At 63.9% G+C, this 18,156-nt stretch carries 14 protein-coding genes; 10 read left to right on the top strand and 4 right to left on the bottom strand.

The features are described from left to right. Nucleotides 1-31 precede the first annotated feature (31 nt). Both ACR9Y2_RS04830 and ACR9Y2_RS04825 read left to right on the top strand, forming a co-directional pair. A complete protein-coding gene (locus ACR9Y2_RS04830) occupies nt 32-868 on the top strand; it encodes a sulfite exporter TauE/SafE family protein (RefSeq protein ID WP_435039926.1) in 837 nt (278 codons plus the stop codon). A 4-nt stretch (nt 869-872) separates the two neighbouring features. Then, entirely contained in the window at nt 873-1,259 is a 387-nt protein-coding gene (locus tag ACR9Y2_RS04825) for a DUF1634 domain-containing protein (RefSeq protein ID WP_435039925.1), read from the top strand. A 3-nt stretch (nt 1,260-1,262) separates the two neighbouring features. Here ACR9Y2_RS04825 and ACR9Y2_RS04820 read toward each other — a convergent pair whose 3' ends face one another. From ACR9Y2_RS04820 to ACR9Y2_RS04810, 3 genes are read right to left on the bottom strand one after another with little or no spacing between them, the layout of a single operon-like run. Then, nucleotides 1,263-1,979: an FAD:protein FMN transferase gene (locus ACR9Y2_RS04820; RefSeq protein ID WP_435039924.1), complete on the bottom strand. Its 717-nt coding sequence runs from the start codon at nt 1,977-1,979 to the stop codon at nt 1,263-1,265. A gap of 31 nt (nt 1,980-2,010) precedes the next feature. Further along, a complete protein-coding gene (locus tag ACR9Y2_RS04815; protein WP_435039923.1) occupies nt 2,011-3,015 on the bottom strand; it encodes a formylglycine-generating enzyme family protein in 1,005 nt (334 codons plus the stop codon). 8 nt (nt 3,016-3,023) lie between these two features. Next, entirely contained in the window at nt 3,024-4,298 is a 1,275-nt protein-coding gene (locus ACR9Y2_RS04810) for a Gfo/Idh/MocA family protein (RefSeq protein ID WP_435039922.1), read from the bottom strand. A 153-nt stretch (nt 4,299-4,451) separates the two neighbouring features. On the opposite strand from ACR9Y2_RS04810, the gene ACR9Y2_RS04805 reads away from it, so the two are divergent. From ACR9Y2_RS04805 to ACR9Y2_RS04770, 8 genes are all read left to right on the top strand, one after another. Further along, on the top strand, nt 4,452-5,738 hold the full coding sequence (locus ACR9Y2_RS04805; protein WP_435039921.1) for a hypothetical protein: 1,287 nt from the start codon (nt 4,452-4,454) through the stop codon (nt 5,736-5,738). Beyond that, the gene (locus tag ACR9Y2_RS04800) at nt 5,735-7,378 is read left to right on the top strand and encodes a CRTAC1 family protein (protein ID WP_435039920.1); all 1,644 of its coding nucleotides are present in this window, start codon (nt 5,735-5,737) and stop codon (nt 7,376-7,378) included. Before ACR9Y2_RS04805 ends, ACR9Y2_RS04800 begins: the two co-directional genes overlap by 4 nt. A gap of 2 nt (nt 7,379-7,380) precedes the next feature. Next, nucleotides 7,381-10,179 carry a multiheme c-type cytochrome gene (locus ACR9Y2_RS04795; RefSeq protein ID WP_435039919.1) on the top strand — a complete coding sequence of 933 codons (2,799 nt, stop codon included), beginning with the start codon at nt 7,381-7,383 and terminating at the stop codon, nt 10,177-10,179. Further along, entirely contained in the window at nt 10,176-11,327 is a 1,152-nt protein-coding gene (locus ACR9Y2_RS04790) for a ligand-binding sensor domain-containing protein (protein WP_435039918.1), read from the top strand. The genes ACR9Y2_RS04795 and ACR9Y2_RS04790 overlap by 4 nt, the downstream gene beginning before the upstream one ends. After that, a complete protein-coding gene (locus ACR9Y2_RS04785) occupies nt 11,324-12,766 on the top strand; it encodes an ABC transporter substrate-binding protein (protein WP_435039917.1) in 1,443 nt (480 codons plus the stop codon). The genes ACR9Y2_RS04790 and ACR9Y2_RS04785 overlap by 4 nt, the downstream gene beginning before the upstream one ends. 2 nt (nt 12,767-12,768) lie before the next feature. Then, the gene (locus tag ACR9Y2_RS04780) at nt 12,769-13,815 is read left to right on the top strand and encodes an ABC transporter substrate-binding protein (protein WP_435039916.1); all 1,047 of its coding nucleotides are present in this window, start codon (nt 12,769-12,771) and stop codon (nt 13,813-13,815) included. Then, nucleotides 13,812-14,300, top strand: a complete 489-nt coding sequence (locus ACR9Y2_RS04775; RefSeq protein ID WP_435039915.1) for a Rid family hydrolase — start codon at nt 13,812-13,814, stop codon at nt 14,298-14,300. The genes ACR9Y2_RS04780 and ACR9Y2_RS04775 overlap by 4 nt, the downstream gene beginning before the upstream one ends. A gap of 65 nt (nt 14,301-14,365) precedes the next feature. Further along, nucleotides 14,366-15,079, top strand: coding sequence for a 3-keto-disaccharide hydrolase (locus ACR9Y2_RS04770; protein ID WP_435039914.1), 714 nt, complete (start codon nt 14,366-14,368; stop codon nt 15,077-15,079). A 154-nt stretch (nt 15,080-15,233) separates the two neighbouring features. Here the strand turns inward: ACR9Y2_RS04770 and ACR9Y2_RS04765 are convergent, their stop codons facing one another. Beyond that, nucleotides 15,234-17,981 carry an ADOP family duplicated permease gene (locus ACR9Y2_RS04765; RefSeq protein ID WP_435039913.1) on the bottom strand — a complete coding sequence of 916 codons (2,748 nt, stop codon included), beginning with the start codon at nt 17,979-17,981 and terminating at the stop codon, nt 15,234-15,236. Between the last annotated feature and the right edge of the window lie 175 nt (nt 17,982-18,156).

The following is an 18,156-nucleotide window of genomic DNA, read 5'->3' as shown; positions in this document are numbered from 1 at the left end:
AACATACAGACACTGGCCGTTAACTGGAAGCATGCCAGCTTCCGAGTTCACCTTGACCGTGTTCCTGATCTCGATTGCGGCCGGATTGGTCGGCTCATTGACTGGATTGGGCGGCGGCATCGTGGTGACTCCTGCGCTCACTCTGCTGCTCGGCGTCGATCTGCGCTACGCGATTGGGGCGAGCTTGGTCTCGGTGATCGCCACTTCGTCGGGGGCGGCGGCGGCCTATGTGCGCGACGGACTTTCGAATATCCGCATCGCGATGTTTCTGGAGATCGCCACCACGATCGGCGCCATTTGCGGAGCCCTGCTGGCGGGCAAAACGCCGACGCAGGCTTTGGCGCTGCTGTTTGGCGTGGTGCTGCTGCACTCGGCCTGGCAGGTGACCCGCATTCAGGGCGATCACGCCTCCACTGCGACGGCCGACTCCTTTTCGGCCCGCCTGCGCCTGGGCGGCGTTTACCATGCCAGGGAAGGAGACATCCCCTACTCAGTGGGCCGCGCCAAACTGGGCTTTGGCCTGATGTACGTGGCTGGAGCGCTCTCCGGGTTGCTGGGCATTGGATCGGGCGCCGTGAAGGTGATCGCCATGGACCGGATCATGGGGATCCCGTTCAAGGTCTCGACCGCCACCAGCAGTTTCATGATCGGCGTCACGGCCGTGGCCAGCGCGGCTATCTATTTGAAACGCGGGTACATCCAGCCGGCGATCGCCCTGCCGGTGATGCTGGGCGTCCTGAGCGGTTCGCTGCTGGGCGCGCGCCTGCTGCCGCGCCTGCCTGTGCTCATCCTGCGCCGGATTTTCGCCGTCGTGGTGGCAGCCATCGCCCTGGAAATGATTCGCAGCGCCCTGTCGGGCAGGATTTGAAGCCATGGCTCCCTCTGACCACAAACTCCAACAGATCATCTCCGCCACCTTGCGCGGCGGAGTCATCATTGCCGCTGGAATCGGGCTGCTCGGCGGAGCGCTCTATTTGTTTTCCAGCCCGCCTGTCCCCGCCTATGCGGCCTTTCACGGCGCAGCTACGCCCTATGCCTCTCCTTCGCAGGTCTTGCGGTTGGCGTTCGCGGCGCACGGAGAAGGGACGCAGGCCCGCGGCCTGGCGATCGCCCAATTGGGGATTCTCTGCCTGCTGCTGACGCCCATCCTGCGGGTGGCGTTCTCGATCGTCGGCTTTGCCCTCGAACGGGACCGGACTTACGTCCTGATTACCGCCGCCGTGCTCGCGGCGCTCACCGGCAGCATTCTGCTGCACTAGACGTCAGGCGACGCGCCGGAACCAGGCTTTGACGTGGCGGGCGGCGGCGAGTTTGCGGCCCTCCTCCTCGCCGATGATGCGCAGGGCGGTATCCAGGCCGTCGGCTTCCAGACCCGTTTTTGCCAGCACGGAGACGAGCCACACCTGCTCCACCAGTTCGCCTGTGCGGGCATCGCGAATGTGGCGGCGGCCGGTGTCCCCGGCGGTGGAGACGGCGGAGTTCTTCAGTTCGAAAGTCTGTTGGGCGGCTTCAATCATGACGTGCCAGCCGCCTTCGCCGACGACGATGTCGCCGCTGAGGGCAATCATCGAATAGCGGCAGCCGTGGGCCCGCAGCACACGCAGCATCTCATCACCCGCATAGCCTTTGCCAATCGCCCCTAAATCCAACTTCATGTTTGGTTTATGAAGGATCACCGTGCGCGTTTTGGCGTCCAGTTCGACGTCGCGGAAGGTGGACGAGCGGGTGCGGTCGCCGATGGTGATGTCGAAGGCTCCCTGAGTGGCGACGGCCAGGCTTTGGGCGGCTTCAATGTTGCGGAAGAGGTCGATTGAGACCTGGGCGCGGCCGGCGCGGCACAGGCGGTTCAGTTCACTGTCGGGCTTGTAGTCGGAGAGGGTCGCATCGAGCTCGCGGAGCCGGCCGAAGGCGGCGCGGAGGGCGTGGTCGGCCCGGTCGTGTTCGCGGGTTTCGATCACCACGCGAACGAGTGTGCCCATAGCGGGCTCCACGAGCTCGAAGCGTTCGGGTTTACGGATCGACTTCTACCCCGTTGTTCCAGAAGGAGTTCATCTCGACGACCGAGGGCACCTTCAGGGGCCGCACCAGGCGGAAGCCGAGCCATTGGGCATCGGTGAGGTACCAGATGCTCTTGGGCAGTTGAGGATCCTGCTGTTTCCAACTGGCGTCGGAGGCGACGCGGGCTCCGCAGCGGAGGCTGGACGGGGGGTCGTTCCAGGAGCCGCCTCGGGCGACCTGCGGGTAAGAAGTCTTGGACTTCACCCAGGGATTGACGGCATCGCCGGCCGGGTAAGGGGCGTAGGCGTCGAGGGTCCACTCCATGACGTTGCCGAGCATGTCATAGAGCCCCCAGGCGTTAGGCTTCTTGGTGCCCACCTTCTGATACTTGCCGTTGGCATTGGCGTCATACCACGACGAAGCGGCCAGATCGACGGGGGCGTTGTCGGCGCGGCAGGCATATTCCCATTCGGCCTCGGTGGGCAGGCGGTAGAACTGGCCTGTCTTCGCGCTCAGCCACTGGGCGTATTTGTTAGCCGCGTGCTGGGTCATGCTGATGGCGGGAAAGCCATCCAGGCCCATGCCGAAGCTCATCTCGACGTAGGGACGGGTGGGATGGGAGACCGCGTCGACGTCGGGCATCTTGCCCTCGACGCGGGCGAACTGGAACAGCCGGTATTCGTCCCAGGTCACTTCCCGGGCGGACATCCAGAAAGGATCGAGGCGGACCTTGTGCTGCGGACCTTCGTCCTTTTGACGGCCGGCTTCCCCGGCGGGTGTGCCCATGTTGAATTCGCCGCCGGGGAGGGGGACCATTTCGAAGCTGACATCGGTGCCGGGGATGGTGGATTTGTAAGGCTTCATGTCCGAAGCCTTCTTTTCCTTCGTCCCGGCGGCGATGCGGCGCTGCAGGCCCTGGACGAGTTTGAGATCGTCGGCGGGCGGTTTGGCCGGGGCCGCTGTTTGGGCGGCCGCCGGCAGAGCTAATAGAAAGAGGAGCTTGCGCAATTTCCGCATGGGTCGGGCTAGATGAACTTGGTCTTGCCCGGCAGCGGCAGCGGCGGAACGGCGAGGCTGCCCTTCCAGTCGATGGTGTCGGGGACGAGACGTTCCTGGGAGTTGAGGGCCTGTTCCCAGGTGATCTGCTGGCCGGTATAGGCAGCCATGCGGCCCATCATGGCGAGCAGGGTGGAGGTGGCCATGCGCTTGCCGTCGTTGATGGGCTGGCCTTTGCGGATGGAGGCGAACAGCACGTCGTGCTCGTGCTGGTACATGTCGTTCTTCTGGCCTTCAAACGCCCACGGGTTCTGGCCTTCGATGCGCGGGTTGGGGCCGCGGCCGATCGTGCAAATGCCTTTGGTGCCCAGAATGTAGTCGGAGTTTTCGTTGTAGCAATTCTCGGTCTGGCGGTTGGCTACAAAGGCCCGCACCCCGTTGGGATACAGATAGTTGACGGCGAAATGGTCGTAGATATTGCCGCCATTGGCCGGGATCTGGCGGCCGCCGACCGCGACGCAGCTCACCGGAGGCTGGTCCTTCATGGCCCAGGCCACCTTGTCGACGCTGTGGACGGCCTGTTCCACCAGGCTGTCACCGCACAGCCACTGGAAGTTGTACCAGTTGCGGATCTGCCATTCGACGTCGCTCATGCCGGCGGGGCGAGTGCTCTCGGGGGGCATGGGCTTCACAGGGCTGGTGTAGTACGTGGCGTAGTAAGTGACGATGTCGCCGATCGCTCCGCTGCCAATCTTGTCGAACGTCTCCTTGATGTAGTTGGAGTAGCGCCAGCAGAAGCCGGCTACCAGGGACACATTCTTCTTGGTGGCAATGTCGACGGTTTCCAGGACGTGGCGGACGCCGGGGGCGTCGGTGGCGACAGGTTTCTCACAAAAGACGTGTTTGCCGGCCTCAATGGCGGCGCGCAGGTGCTGGGGGCGGAAGCCGGGCGGCGTGGCCAGCAGCACGACGTCGACACCGCTGTCGATGACCTTCTGGAAGGCGTCGAGGCCCACGAACTTCTTGTCGCTGGCAACCTTGATCTTAGGGCCGGCGGCGCGTTGGAGGCGGGCCAGGCTCTTGTCGATCGTATCCATGTCGATGTCAGCAACGGCCGTCAATTCGGCGTAGTCGTCAGCCTTGAGGGCCTGGGCGGCTGCACCGCTGCCACGACCGCCTGCACCGACGAGTCCAACCTTGATTGCATTCGCGCTCTGCGCGGCGGAAAGTATGGCGGGGAAACCCACGGCGCCGGCTTTTAGGAAGCCGCGGCGGCCGGGTAGCCCCTCAGCTGATTGGTTCATGTGGCTATTTTACAGCCGCGGGCCTGCGGCGGATGAGTAGGAAATCTAATATGAACTAAGTAGTGTGATTTAGATATTGGCAAACGGACCCGTTTACCCTAGACTGGCTTAGGTTTGCTAGCTTCAGGTTCTATACTCCTTAATTCGGTAAGTATGATTGTGCGCGGCGCACTGTTCTGCGCGGCCCTGATGGCCGCGTGGGGCGCTGATGGCGCACTTGCGGCGGCCGGGGCAAAGGCTCCGGGCTCGTCCGGACTGGTGATCACGCAGGCCCGGGCGGGCCGCGCAGAGCGCCTCTATCTCCTTGAATGGACGGGCAAAGGGCGCGTCCTGGGCGAGGGTTTCGCGGCCGCTGCCGATCCAGACGTATCTTTCGACGGCAAGCGCATTCTTTTTGCCGGCCGGCGCGCGGCGGGCGATCCCTGGCAGGTATTCGAGATGAACGCGGATGGCAGCGGCGCGCGGCAGATCAGCCACGAGAAGGGCGGGTGCCGCCAGCCGGTGTACCAATCGCGCATATTTTCGCTGGATATTCCCGAACCCTGGCCGCAGGCGGCGTTTGTGTGCGGCGGCGCGCTCTATTCGTCGAAGCTGGACGGCTCGGATGTCCAGCGGCTGACGTATGCGTCCGCTGGCGACACGGGTCCGGCCATGCTGCCGGAGGGCCGGATGATCTACTCCGCGGGAGGCCGGCTGTTTGGCATCAACCTGGATGGGACGGATTACGCTTTGTTCACGGGCGGTGTGAATGCGCGCTCTGCTGCGGCGGTAGGCCGCAAGGTTGTGTTTGTGGAAGCGGCCGGACAGTTGTCGATGGTCACGCAGGAGCGGCCGCTCCACTCACACACCGCGCTGACGGCGGCCGTGGACGGAGCATTCGCGGCTCCGGCGGCCTTGGGCAGCGGCGCAGTGGTCGTTTCCATGAAAGGCCCGGCGGGCTGGGGCCTGTGGCGGCTGGACCTGGCGACGCGGCAGCGGACGCTGGTCTATGACAGCCCGGAGTTCGACGAAATCCAGGCCAAAGTGGTGGGTCCGCACGAAGAGCCGGATGGACGCGGCACCGTGGTGGAGACTGCGGCGCGCAGCGGGCATTTGTACTGCCTGAACGTGTATACCAGCGACCGGCCGGCGGCGGCGGGCTCGATCAAAAAAGTAAGAGTGCTCACCGGACCAGACGCAGCGCCAGTTCGGCTGGGCGAGTTGGCGGTGGAAGCGGACGGATCGTTCCACCTGGAGCTTCCAGCCAATACGCGGGTGAAGCTGCAGACTTTGGACGCGGCGGGCCAGGTGATGCGCAGCAGCGGCTGGGTGTGGGTGCGCAACAAGGAAAACCGGGGTTGCATCGGCTGCCACGAGGATCCGGAACTGTCGCCGGAGAACGTGGAAGCGCAGGCCGTGATCAAAACGCCGGTGCGGTTGGGATTGGGAGACAAGAAATGAAGCTCAGCCGGCTGGTGATTCTGATCGCGGCGACGGTGTGGGCGGGCGACGAAGGCACCCAGCCGACTTTTACGGACATCACCAAAGCCGCGGGCCTCACGTTCCGGCACAGCTACGGCGACCACCACCTGGACAACATCGTGGAAGGCACGGGCGGCGGCGCGTGTTTCTTCGATTTCAACAACGACGGGTTCCAGGACATCTACTTCGTCACCGGCGTCTGGACCAAGAGTGTGAGTGACAACGAAGGCCGCGAGCTGCGCGGCAAGCTGTCCGGGAAGCTCTATAAGAACAACGGCAACGCGACGTTCAGCGATGTCACGGCGCAGGCCGGTGTGGCCAGCATGACCTTCGGGTCGGGCTGTTCGGCGGCCGATTACGACAACGACGGGCGCGTGGATCTGTACCTGCTGAACTACGGCGCGAACACGCTGTATCACAACAACGGCAATGGGACGTTCACGGGCGTCTCGGAGAAGGCCGGCCTGGCCGATGCGCGCTGGAGCGTCTCGGCGGTGTGGCTCGACTACAACAACGACGGCTGGCTGGATGTTTTTGTCGGCAACTACCTGCAATACGACGATGGCAAGTTCAGGGACTTCTATCCGGCGCAGGGGTATCCGGGTCCCTTGAGTTACAGCGGGCAGGCGAATGCACTGTACCGCAACAACGGCGACGGCACGTTCACCGAAGTGACGAAGGAAGCCGGAGTCTATAAGTCCAACGGGCGGGCGATGAGCGTCAGCGCGGCCGACTTCAACAACGACGGGTATCTCGACATCTTCGTGGCCAACGACGCCATGGAGAACTACTTCTTCGAGAACACGGGCAAGGGCACGTTCGTCGAGAAGGCGCTGGAGCTGGACATTGCGTATAGCGAGCACGGGCAGGGCGTGTCGTCGATGGGCCCGTTCTTCGGGGATGTGAACCGCGACGGCTGGCTGGACATCTTCGTGCCGAACCTGAACTACGTGAGCCTGTTCGTCTACGACCCGAAGGAGAAGCATTTCGACAATCGCGCAAATCCGGCGGGGCTGTCGGTGATGCTGGGGCAGTATGCGGGCTGGGGTTCGGTGGTATTCGATTACGACCACGACGGGTGGTCCGACCTGTTCACGGTGCACGGCAACGCGCACCACGAGTATGTGCAGGAAGACACGCTGGTGCGAAACAAGCGCGACGGCACGTTTGAAGACGTGTCGCGGCGGTCCGGCGCATATTTCAACGAGAAGTATGTGGGCCGCGGAGCCTCGTGGGCGGATATCGACAACGACGGCGACATCGACCTGCTGGTGGTGAACCTCAACGACGCGGCGAAGCTGCTGCGCAATGACGGCGGCAACGCCAAGCCGTGGCTGATGGTGGATGCTCGGCTGAAGTTTCCCACCGGGTCGCGGACGGCGATTGGGGCGCGTGTGACCGTGATGGCCGGCGGCCTGAAGATGATCGACGACGTGAATCCGGTACGGGGTTATCTGTCGCAGGGCGACGCGCGGCTGCACTTCGGGCTGGCCGGCGCGCAGGAGGCGGATTCGGTGGAGATCCGCTGGCCCGACGGACAGGTGCAGCGGCTGGAACACGTGAAGGCCAACCAGATTCTGAAGCTGGAGCACGCGGCCACTGTAAAGGCGGCGCGCTGAGTATGAGGGCAAGGACCATCGCAGTGTTGGCGGCCGGGCTGGTGGCGCTGCTGGGCCTGGGCGGCGCGGCTCCGAAGAAGCCGGTGTATGTGGGCGCGCGGGCCTGCGGCCAGTGCCACGACGGCGCCGGCATGGGCAACCAGTACAGCAAGTGGCTGACGACGAAGCATTCGAAGGCCTATGCGGTGCTGTCGCTGCCGGAATCAGTGGAGATGACGAAGCGCAGCGGGCTGCGCGGGCAACCGTGGAAAGAGCCGGTCTGCCTGGGGTGCCATTCCACGGCCTCGACGGCGGAGGACTGGGAGAAAGACGACGCGTTCCGGCCGGAAGACGGGCTGCAGTGCGAGTCGTGCCACGGTCCGGGCAGCGAGTACATGAGCGAAGAGGTGATGCGGAACCGGGCCGAAGCGATGAAGGCCGGGTTGCGGCTGCCAAACGAGGATACGTGCCTGGGCTGCCATATGGAGAAGGGGTCGCACACGGCAGTGAACCCGAACTCCACGGTGGATATCAAGAAGGCGATTCCACGCATTGCCCATCCGCTGATGAAGCCGTCGCAGTTGCGCGCGCCGCCGGCTCCGCGAGGCGGAGACTTCATCGGGTCCTCAGCGTGCGGAGCGTGTCACAAGGGACCGGATCACGGGCATCAGTGGGACGTGTGGCGGCGCAGCGACCATGCGCGGGCATGGGCTGTCCTGTCGACGGCGGAGGGGCGGCGGATCGCGGACGACATGAAGGTGACGGGCGATCCGCAGATGAGCAAGCAGTGCCTGGGCTGCCACGCGGTGGGCGCCGAAGCAAACGAAGGCGTGGGGTGTGAAGCCTGTCACGGCGCGGGCAAGAAGTACGCAACCGAGGCGGTGATGAAGGATCCGGCGGCGGCCAAGGCGGCGGGCTTGCGGATTCCTTCGACGACGGGCTGCAACCACTGCCATCGAGAGACGCACGGCAAGACGTTCGACGCGGCCAAGGCGTGGACAAAGATCGCGCACCCCACGAAGGTTCCTCCGCCTCCGGCCGAGATCCGCTACAAGACGCCGTTGAACCTGACGTTCCGGCCGCATACGACGGAGCTGTGGGTCACCTGCGAGTCCGGCAACGTGGTGGCGATTGTCGACACGGTGTCGCGCCAGAAGCAGGCGGAAATCGTGGTGGGCAATGCGCCCACGGATGTGGCCTTTACTCCGGACGGGCTGCGGGCGTTCGTGTCGAATCGCGAGAGCGACACCGTGAGCGTGATCGATACAGTGACGCGCCAGGTGACTGCGACTTTGAAAGTGGGCGACGAGCCGCATGGCGTGCTGACGGATGCGCAGGGGCGCCGCCTGTACGTGCTGAATACCTCGTCGAACGATATCTGGGTGTTTGATGTCGCGACGCTGAAGTTTGTGAAAACACTCTCGGGTGGCATCGGGCCGTGGTCGCTGGCGTTGTCGCCAAATGGCAAGACCATTGCGGTGACCAGCACGTTCTCCAACCTGACGGGGTTCCGCAAGCCGCTGAAGTCGGAGATCACGGTGATCGAGACGGAGCGGGCCGTGGTGACGGATCGTGCGATGGTGCGGGGTACCAACCTGATGGCGGGCATCGCATGGCATCCCAGCGGGCAGTATGCGCTGGCGACGATGAACCGGACGAAGAACCTGGTCCCGATGACGCGCCTGATGCAGGGTTGGACGATCACCAACGGGCTGGCTGTGCTGTGGGCCGACGGCACGGTGGACCAGGTGCTGCTGGACCAGCCGGGCTCCGGCTTCTCGGATGCGACCGATGTGGCCATCACGAACGACGGGCGTTATGCGTTGGTGACGAGCTCCGGCACAGACCGCGTGGCGGTGGTCGACTGCACGAAGCTCGAGCGCATGCTGAAGACGGCTACGAAGAAAGATCGCGAAACAGTAATCCCGAATCACCTGGGCAAATCGGCGGAATTTCTGGCCGGGTTCGTGCCCACCTCGACAAGCCCGCGTGGCGTGACGACAGGGCCGGACGGACGGTATGCCTATGTGGCCGGATCCCTGGACGACGAGCTGACGGTGATCGATTTGAAGACGCTGCAGCCGGCCGGGCGCATCAGCCTGGGCGGGCCGAAGGAAGTCACGCTGCAACGCAAGGGCGAACGGCTGTTCCACAACGCGAAGATCTCGTTCCGGCAGCAGTTCGCGTGTCACAGTTGCCATCCCGACGGGCATGTGGATGGGCTGGCGTACGACATTGAGGCCGATGGGATCGGCGTAAGCCCGGTGGACAACCGGACGTTGCGCGGCATCTATGACACGGCGCCGTTCAAATGGGAAGGCACGAATGCGACGCTGCGGCGGCAGTGCGGGCCGCGGCTGTCGGTGTTTTTCACACGCAACCTGCCGTTCACGAACGAGGAGTTGGATGCGCTGGATTACTACATCACGACGATCCAGCGGCCGCCCAACCGGCACCACACTCCGGGTGAGATGTATACGCCGGCGCAGAAGCGGGGCAAGGCGATCTTCGAGCGGGAGATGACGAACGACCGGCGCGTGATTCCGGTGGAGAACCGCTGCGTGACGTGCCACATGCCGCCGTATTACACCAGCCGCAAGAAGTTCGATGTCGGGACGAAGCAGGCGCTGGACCGGCAGGGTACGTTCGACGTACCGCACCTGAACAACATCTATGATTCGGCGCCGTACCTGCACAACGGAATGGCGGACACGCTGGAAGAGATCTGGACCGTGTTCAACCCTTACGACAAGCACGGTGTGACCAACGACATGACGAAGGACCAGCTCAACGATCTGATTGAGTTCGTGAAAACACTATGAAGTACTTACTCGCAGCAGCGTTGTTGGCGACTTGCGCCGCTCCGGCGCAGACCACCATGGAGAAGAACAAGCTGCCATTCGTGTATACGAAGTGGAAGCAGTTCACCACGGAGAACGGTTTGCCGAACGACCATATCTTCGCGGTGAAGTCGGACGGGCCGCGCATCTGGCTGGGCACGGAGAACGGCCTGGCGATGGTCGACAAAGCCACGGGCAAAGTGAAGAGCTGGACAGAGAAGGACGGCCTGCCGTGGCGTGTCGTGACGGGCATCGACGTCGACAAAAAGACAGGCGATGTGTGGCTGGCGCTGTTTGGCGGCGGGCTGGCGCGGTTCAGCGGCGGCCGGTTTGAACACTGGCACCAGATGAACAGCGGCCTGGTGAATGATGTGGCCTATGGTGTGGCGGTGGAGAACGACAACGTGTGGGTGGCGACCACGGCCGGCGCTTCGCGCTACAACACGGTGACGCGCGAGTGGTCTGTGTTTACAGAGAAGAATGCGCCGATGGAAGAGATCTGGAACTACGGCGTGAACTACCGCGATGGCAAGATCCACCTGGCCGTGTGGGGCAGCGGAGTATTGGAGTACGACGTGGCGTCCGGCCGCTGGAAGGACTACCTGGATCCGGACGGCGAGATGGAGATCGATCTATACCGCGACGACGGCATCGTGCATGTGATTACGACGCAGGCGAACTACATCGACAAGGTGCTGTGGGTCTCCACCTATTTCGGGGTGTGCCGCTATGACGGGCGCAACTGGCGGGCGTACTACAACAAGGACTCAGGCAATCCCAGCGACTTCAACAACAACCTGCGGGCGCGCAGCGGCAACGAGGCGTGGTTTGCGACGGACAAGGGCGTCGGCTCGATTATGGATGTGGCGACGAACACCTGGGTGACCTACACGCGCGATCCGAAGTCGAAGACGGGCAAGGCCGTGGTGACGCGCGACAAGACTGTTCTGGAGACCGTCGAGATGGGTCTTAATTTAACGCACAACTACATCCTGGCCATCGACGTGGAAGACAACGACGTGTTCATCGCGACATCAAAGGGTTTGGCCTGGGGCGTCGGGGATGGATACTATGGCGGGTTGCGCGAGCGGCCCAAGGCTGTGGCTTCGAGTGGGAGGGCGTCGAAATGAAACGCCTGCTGCTGGTGATGGTGTGTTTGGCGGTGGCAATGGGGCAGGAAGCGAAGAAACCAGCGCCGGCCGCGGATCCCGAGACGCAGGAAGTGCTGCGGCGCATCAACGGGCTGACTCCTTATGAAGTGCCGGACTTGAAGCTGCGGACAGAGCAGAACTACGCGCATACTTCGACGGATGTGGAGCCCTTCGGCGCCGTGAAGCCGTATAAGGAACATTTCCTGGTTCAGATGGAGTACACGGGTCCGGGGCGGGCCGTGCCAGAACCTGCGGGCTTGAAGAGCGTGCGCATCGGGTTCATCGGGCCGATTGAGTCGACTGTCTCGATTGCCACGGGCGGCAAGAGCCACGAGGAAGTGCTGGGCAAGATGATGCTGAAGGGCGCCCAACTGGCCGTGGAACAGGCCAATGCGAAGGGCGGGTATCTGAAAGGCAAAATCCCGTTCGAGCTGGCCGTGGCGAACGACAACGGGTTGTGGGGTTCCACCGGCAATGAAGTGGTGAAGATGGCGTATGAGAACCCGGTGTGGGCCATTCTCGGTACCATCGACAGCGCCAACTCGCACATCGCGATCCGCGTGGCGCTGAAGGCCGAGGTGGTGATGATCAACACCGGCGACACGGATCCGACTTTCATCGAGACGAACATCCCGTGGGTGGCGCGCAACATCGGCGACGACCGTCAGCAGGGCTACCTGCTGGTGGATTACATGATTCGCAAGATGGGCTACAAGCGAATCGGGATCATCCGGTCGAGCAACCGCTATGGACGGTTCGGCGTGCGTGAGATCAAGGACAGCTCGCGGCGGCTGGGGCATCCGGTCGCGATCGAGATGGCCTACAAAGTCGGCGGCGATGATTTCTCGCTGCAACTGGACCGCATCCAGGAGATGAATGTCGACGCGATTGTGCACTGGGGGGATGCGCGCGAGAGCGCGTTGATCCTGAACCAGATGCGGGCGCGCGGCATGAAGCAGCCTTACTTCTGTTCCGATCGCAGTGTGTCGCCGGAGTTCCAGCAGGCGGCGGGCGCCAATGCGGAAGGCGTGATTTGCGGATATCCCTGGAATCCTGACCGGAAGGATCCGAAGCTGGACGAGTTCCGCAAGGCGTTTAAAGCCCGGTTCCAGGAAGATCCGGAGACGTATGCCGCGCACGCCTACGACGGAATGAATATGCTGATGTGGGCTGTGCAGCAGGGCGGCTTGAACCGGGCGAAGATCCGCGACCTGATTTCAACGCGGTCGAAGCCGTGGCCCGGTGTGACGGGGGCGATCCCGCTGAGCGCGGTGCTGGACGACGCAGGCGAGGTGTTTCTGGCGCGGTTCGGCCAGGGGCGTTGGAAGTATGAGTCGCGGGAGTCATTGCAGATTCCTCGCGGATTTGTGCCCGCGCGGGACAGGACAAGCCGGGGTTTGGAATCAGCGAGCCGATAACCATGATCCGACGAGGAGACACCTGGAGCCGCCGCGCCTTTCTGGCGTTGGGCGGCGCCGCGTGTCTCCCCGGGCAGGAGCCTTATCTCGACAAACGGTCGACTCAGTTGGAGTACGACGGTCCGGGCCGGGAGCGGGGTGAGAAGCGCGGCGTCGAGGTGGTGCGGATCGGCTTCTTCGGTCCCAATGAGGCGGCGCATCCGAGGGCCGGGTCCATCTGGATGGGCGCGATGCTGGCGCTGGAGGATGCGAACCGGTCGGGCGGGTATCGCGGCAAGCCGTTCGAGCTGGTGGAGCGCTGGTCCGATGATGTTTGGCGGAGCGGCGCTTCGGCCGTGGTCCGATTGGCGTATACAGATGAAGTCTGGGCGATTCTCGGCGGCATCGACGGAGCCACCACGCACCTGGCGGAACAGGTGGTGACCAAGGCACTGCTGCCGCTTGTGGATCCGGTGAGTACCGACCAGACCGTGAACCACGCCAACATCCCGTGGATGTTCTCGTGCGCGCCGGGCGATCCGGCGATTGCCACGTATCTGGCCGGGCAGTTGCCGGAAGGCGATTTCACGGTGGTGGCGGGCACCGATCACGATTCGCGGAATCTCGCGAAGGAGTTCCTGAAAGCGGCAGCCCTGCAGCGGCGGCTGCCGGCTCAGCGTCACGATATCGGTTCGGGCCCCTTACAACTGCCGGCTCTGGCTGGCGCGGCCTGTGTGATTCTGGCCCCTTCGGCGGAGACTGCGGCGGTGATGGCCGCGGCTCCTGAGGGTATGAAACTGCTGGCCGGACCTGCGGCGCGCAGCAGGGTTTTTTCGTCGGGGCGCCATGTGGTGACTCCCAGGTTGCATACGGTGGACAACGCCCGCATCCAGCGGCTGGTGAGCCGCTTCGGCCGTCCCGCCGACGATTTTTCACTTCTCGCCTACGACGCGGCCCAGTTCGTCGTCGAGGCCATCCGCGAAGCCGGACTCAATCGCGCACTCATTCGCGACCGGCTTGCGCCCCACTTTGGCCCACGAGGCCGAAGAATCCAGGAGGTTTCCTCATGACACTCGACGACGCCCTGGCCGAGATCGCCAGCGCCACGACCATCGAAAAGAAAAAGATCACCAACCACAACGTGCTGAACGAGGCGTATGCGTATGCGAAGCCGAGTTCGTTCTCGCGTGGCCTCCGCCTGGACTTCGGCAACATCGCGGTGCTGCTGATATCGGGTACGGCCAGCATCGACGAACAAGGAAAGACCGTGCATGTCGGCGACTTCCGCGCACAGCAGCGGCGGACCTACCAGAACATCACGGGCTTGCTGGAGAGCGAAGGCGCCACCTGGAAGGACATCGTGCGCACGACGTGCTACCTGCGCGATATGGAACGCGACTACGAAGCCTTCAACGAAGAGCGGACGGCGTTCTTCGCGGAGCAGGGCCTGGATCCGCTGCCCGCGTCGACGGGCATCCAGGCGATTCTCTGCCGGTCTGACCTGCTCATCGAGATCGAAGCCATCGCGGTCTTCCGCAAGCCTTCGGCCGAGTAGAGTCCATCAGCAATTTCGGTGGGCAAATGTGCCCGGCTCGGCCCTCGTGGCGCGACAATGGAGGAGTGCGCAATCTCCTTCTCTCCTCCTTCCTCGTCGCGGCCTGGCTGACGCCGGCGGCTTCTGCCCAGGATTGGCATCCGCTGTTGAACGGCAAGAACCTGGACGGGTGGCAGGCCCGAGGTGAAGGTATATGGACGGTCATGCCGGATGGCTCGCTGCTGGGCCAGCGGCGGCACGACAAACCCGAGGATCCATTCGGCCAGCCGTGGCCCATCGACAGCAAGCAGTGGGAGTCGTGGATGTACCGCCAGGCGTGGCTCTACACGTCTGCCTCCTACGGCCAGTTTGATCTGCACGTCGAGTACTTCCTGCCTGCGCGCACGAACAGCGGCATCTCCATCCGCGACGTCTCCCGGGCGCATTACGCCATCGGGGATGCCGGCAAAGCCGACCCGCCTCTGCAGACCACACTCAAAGGCACGCCTGCGCACATCGGCTACGAGATCCAGCTCATTGACGGGAACGCCGACAAGTACCCAACGGGCAGTGTCTACACGTTCGTGGCGGCTAAGAAGGGCGTGCAGAAGCGCGACGAGTGGAACTCGATGGATATCGAGTCGCGCACAAACCTGATCCGCGTGAAGGTCAATGGGGAAGTCGTAGCCGAGTATGCCGGCGATCCGGCGCGGTCGAAGACGGGCCCCATCGGGCTCCAGTTGCACGACCAGTTCACATTCGTGATGTTCCGGAATATCCGGATCCGCGAGATCAGGTAGGGCTCTCGCGGCGGCCCGGCTCTGCTGCGCTCCACCAGGAAGAGTGAGCGATGCCAATCCGAGTGCCCGTGGATTCGGGATTGTCTGCCGGATCTGCAGGGCACGGAGCGTCTGCCGGCCGGTAGATCGGGACTGAAGCTCGTGGCGAGCGATGTCACTCGTGGCGCAAAGCCCGGATCGGGTCGATCTGCGCCGCCCGGTTCGCGGGTAAAAATCCGGACGCCGCCGCTATGGCGGATAGGACTAGCACGGTTGCCACGATCGTCACGCCATCGTGAGCATCAATGCCGAATAGCGCATTTTCGGCGAAGCGCGAAAGCGCAAGCGCCGCGGGCAAGCCGGCCGCCAGGCCGAGACCGGCGACCACCAGCGATTCGCGCAGGATCATCCAGACCACCGTCCTCCGGCGAGCGCCCAACGCCATCCGGATGCCAATCTCGCCGGTCCGCCTGGTTACCGCGTAGGACAGCGTTCCATAAACGCCAATCGCCACCAGCAGCAGCGCCAGCCCTCCGAAGAAGATCGAAACTCGGGCCAGCATTCTCTCCGTGCCCATGGCCTCATCCACCTGCTGGCGCTGGGTTCTTACGTTGTACACCGGCAGGCCGGAATCCACTCCATGAATCGCCTCCGTCACCAGGTCCATCAGCGCGGCCGGAGCAACGTCGGCGGAGCGCACCACGAAACACATGCGGCGCGTCCGGCCCCACTTCTCCCCGTAGGCGAGATAGACGGTCCGTGGAGGTGCCTCGCGCATGCGATTGTACTTGGCATCGGCGGCCACTCCGACTATCTCGTAGGCGAACCTCATATCGAAGGATTCTCCGCCTGCCCTGAGGTAGTGGCCCACCGGATTCTCGTTGGGAAAGTGCGCCCGCGCCCACGACTCGTTCACGACGGCGGCCGGATGTGCTCCGTCCGTGTCGCGCGGTTCGATACCCCTGCCCAGCAGCACCCGCATGCCCATGGTGTCGAAGAACCCCGGGCCAACCCGGTTGTAGTAGTCCTCATTCGGCTGGCCCGCCGGAAGGGGCGGACCATCGGTCGTGGTGGGCGTGCTGTTGTGGGTTCCTGAAAGCAGCGCTTCCTGCACGTAGGTCACTGAGCGAACTCCTGGCAGCTTGGCGATCTGTTCCCCCAGTTGATTGTGCAGCGCAATACCGCGCTGGCCCGCGTAACCGCTGCGTTCGGGATCCACATCGAACAGCAGCAGGTTGTCGCGGTCGAATCCGAGATCCTGCCCATCCAGGTTCCGGAGAGTGCGCACGAACAGGCCGGCGCCGAACAGCAACACGACTGAGAGCGCAATCTGCAGGCCCACCAACGCTCGCCCCCAGCCGCCGCGCTGCGTGGCAGACCGGCCGGCGTCTTTTAGTTGAGGCGCCAGGTCATGCCGGGCGGCGCGAATCGCCGGCGCGAGTCCAAAGAGGACGCCCGTTGCCAGCGAAATCGCCGCCGCGAACGCCAGAACGACGCGATCGGGGCCGGCATCGAGCTGAGTCGCCTGGCGGCTTCCGGCGATCAGGCTGAGCAGCGCCGGCGCGCCCCAGTACGCCAACAGCAGGCCGAGCCCGCCGCCACAAGCGGAGAGCACCACGCTCTCGGTCAGGAGTTGGCGGATCACCCGTGCCCGCGAGGCGCCGATGGCCAACCGGACACCAATCTCTCTTTGGCGCGCGTTCGCCCTCGCCACCAACAGGGACGCCACATTCACGCACGCCATCAGCAGCATCAACGCCGCTGTCACCACCAGAATGCCCAGTGGGGTGGAGAGCCTGCGACGCACGCTCTGGAACGCCGGGCTGACACCCGAGACAATGAGCGCAGGCAGGCGCGCCGGGATGTTGCTGACTCCCGCCGTAATGCTCTGCCGGTAGAGGTAGTCCGCTTCGCCTTGAACCTGTGCCCCGGTCGCGCCCGGCTTGCGGCGGCCGCCAACAATACACCACCACCAGCGGCGATCGGAGAAGTAGGCCGCAATGTCCTTGGACCGCGAGCCCCAGGGCCTCACCACGGCTGACGGCAGTAGCGGAAGCCAGAGGTCTGCCGCCGTACCGCTCAGTCCTGCATATCCGGCCGGGGCCACGCCGATGATCGTGTACGGAGCACTGTTCACACGAATGCTGCGTCCAACGGCGGAACCCTGCCCGGCAAACTCGCGCAGCCACAGCTTGTGGCTGATCACGACGGTGCCCGGGGCGCCCGGACTCAGGTCGCTTTCGACGATGCTCCGCCCGGCAATCGGCGTGAGTCCCAGGACGCCGAAATAGCTGCCGCTCACCATCTCTCCATCCGCCGCGAACGGCCGCCCGCCGAGATCCACCGTCAGGCCGTTGCTCTCCGCTCCAATCGGGGCATACACAAATACGCCGGCCAGGTTCCGGGCATGGTCTCGAATCGTCTCGAACGTGGCGTAGGGCAGCGAGGACCCACCGAACCCGGAGGTAAGCCGCCGCACCGCACTGATATCGCCCGCCGCCTGGGAATGCCCGAAGAAGACCAACTGCTCGGGATGACTCACCGGCATGGATCGCAGCATCACGGCGTTGAACAAGCTGAAGATAGCGGTGTTCGCGCCGATCCCCAGCGCCAGGCAGGCTACCGCGATGGCCGTGAAAGCCGGGTTCCTGCGCATGCCGCGTAGCGCATAGCGAATGTCCTGCTGCAGTGAGTCGAGCGCCGGGAACCCACGCTGATCGCGGTATGAATCCTTGGCCGACTCCACGGCGCCGAATGTGATCAGGGCCACTCGCCGCGCCTCCGTGGGAGACATGCCGCGGCGCAGGTTCTCGTCCGTTAGCATGTCGATGTGCGACTGCAGCTCGTCGGCCAGTTCGGCCTCACGACGCCTGCCGGCGAGACTGCCGGTGAGCCGGTTCCAGGCGCGGCGTAACGGTTTCATGCCCCTTCCCCTTCCACCGCGAAGCCACAGGCTGCAAAGACATCAGTGGTCTTGAGCACCACGTTGGTCAGCGTGCCCCGCCAGACTTCACTCTTTACTCTCATTCTGTCTCTCCGCTGGGTTTCCCACAGGAGAACATATCACGGCGCCTTCGAAGGAGGAAGGGGGGTAGTCG

This window comes from Paludibaculum fermentans, assembly GCF_051172195.1.
GTDB lineage: Bacteria > Acidobacteriota > Terriglobia > Bryobacterales > Bryobacteraceae > Paludibaculum > Paludibaculum fermentans_A.
This window is presented reverse-complemented; position numbering and strand designations above follow the sequence as displayed.

Bases quoted from the DNA above. Each gene is read 5' to 3' on its own strand.
- ACR9Y2_RS04830 (WP_435039926.1), top strand. From the start codon at position 32: ATGCCAGCTTCCGAGTTCACCTTGACCGTGTTCCTGATCTCGATTGCG.
- ACR9Y2_RS04825 (WP_435039925.1), top strand. From the start codon at position 873: ATGGCTCCCTCTGACCACAAACTCCAACAGATCATCTCCGCCACCTTG.
- ACR9Y2_RS04820 (WP_435039924.1), bottom strand. From the start codon at position 1,979: ATGGGCACACTCGTTCGCGTGGTGATCGAAACCCGCGAACACGACCGG.
- ACR9Y2_RS04815 (WP_435039923.1), bottom strand. From the start codon at position 3,015: ATGCGGAAATTGCGCAAGCTCCTCTTTCTATTAGCTCTGCCGGCGGCC.
- ACR9Y2_RS04810 (WP_435039922.1), bottom strand. From the start codon at position 4,298: ATGAACCAATCAGCTGAGGGGCTACCCGGCCGCCGCGGCTTCCTAAAA.
- ACR9Y2_RS04805 (WP_435039921.1), top strand. From the start codon at position 4,452: ATGATTGTGCGCGGCGCACTGTTCTGCGCGGCCCTGATGGCCGCGTGG.
- ACR9Y2_RS04800 (WP_435039920.1), top strand. From the start codon at position 5,735: ATGAAGCTCAGCCGGCTGGTGATTCTGATCGCGGCGACGGTGTGGGCG.
- ACR9Y2_RS04795 (WP_435039919.1), top strand. From the start codon at position 7,381: ATGAGGGCAAGGACCATCGCAGTGTTGGCGGCCGGGCTGGTGGCGCTG.
- ACR9Y2_RS04790 (WP_435039918.1), top strand. From the start codon at position 10,176: ATGAAGTACTTACTCGCAGCAGCGTTGTTGGCGACTTGCGCCGCTCCG.
- ACR9Y2_RS04785 (WP_435039917.1), top strand. From the start codon at position 11,324: ATGAAACGCCTGCTGCTGGTGATGGTGTGTTTGGCGGTGGCAATGGGG.
- ACR9Y2_RS04780 (WP_435039916.1), top strand. From the start codon at position 12,769: ATGATCCGACGAGGAGACACCTGGAGCCGCCGCGCCTTTCTGGCGTTG.
- ACR9Y2_RS04775 (WP_435039915.1), top strand. From the start codon at position 13,812: ATGACACTCGACGACGCCCTGGCCGAGATCGCCAGCGCCACGACCATC.
- ACR9Y2_RS04765 (WP_435039913.1), bottom strand. From the start codon at position 17,981: ATGAAACCGTTACGCCGCGCCTGGAACCGGCTCACCGGCAGTCTCGCC.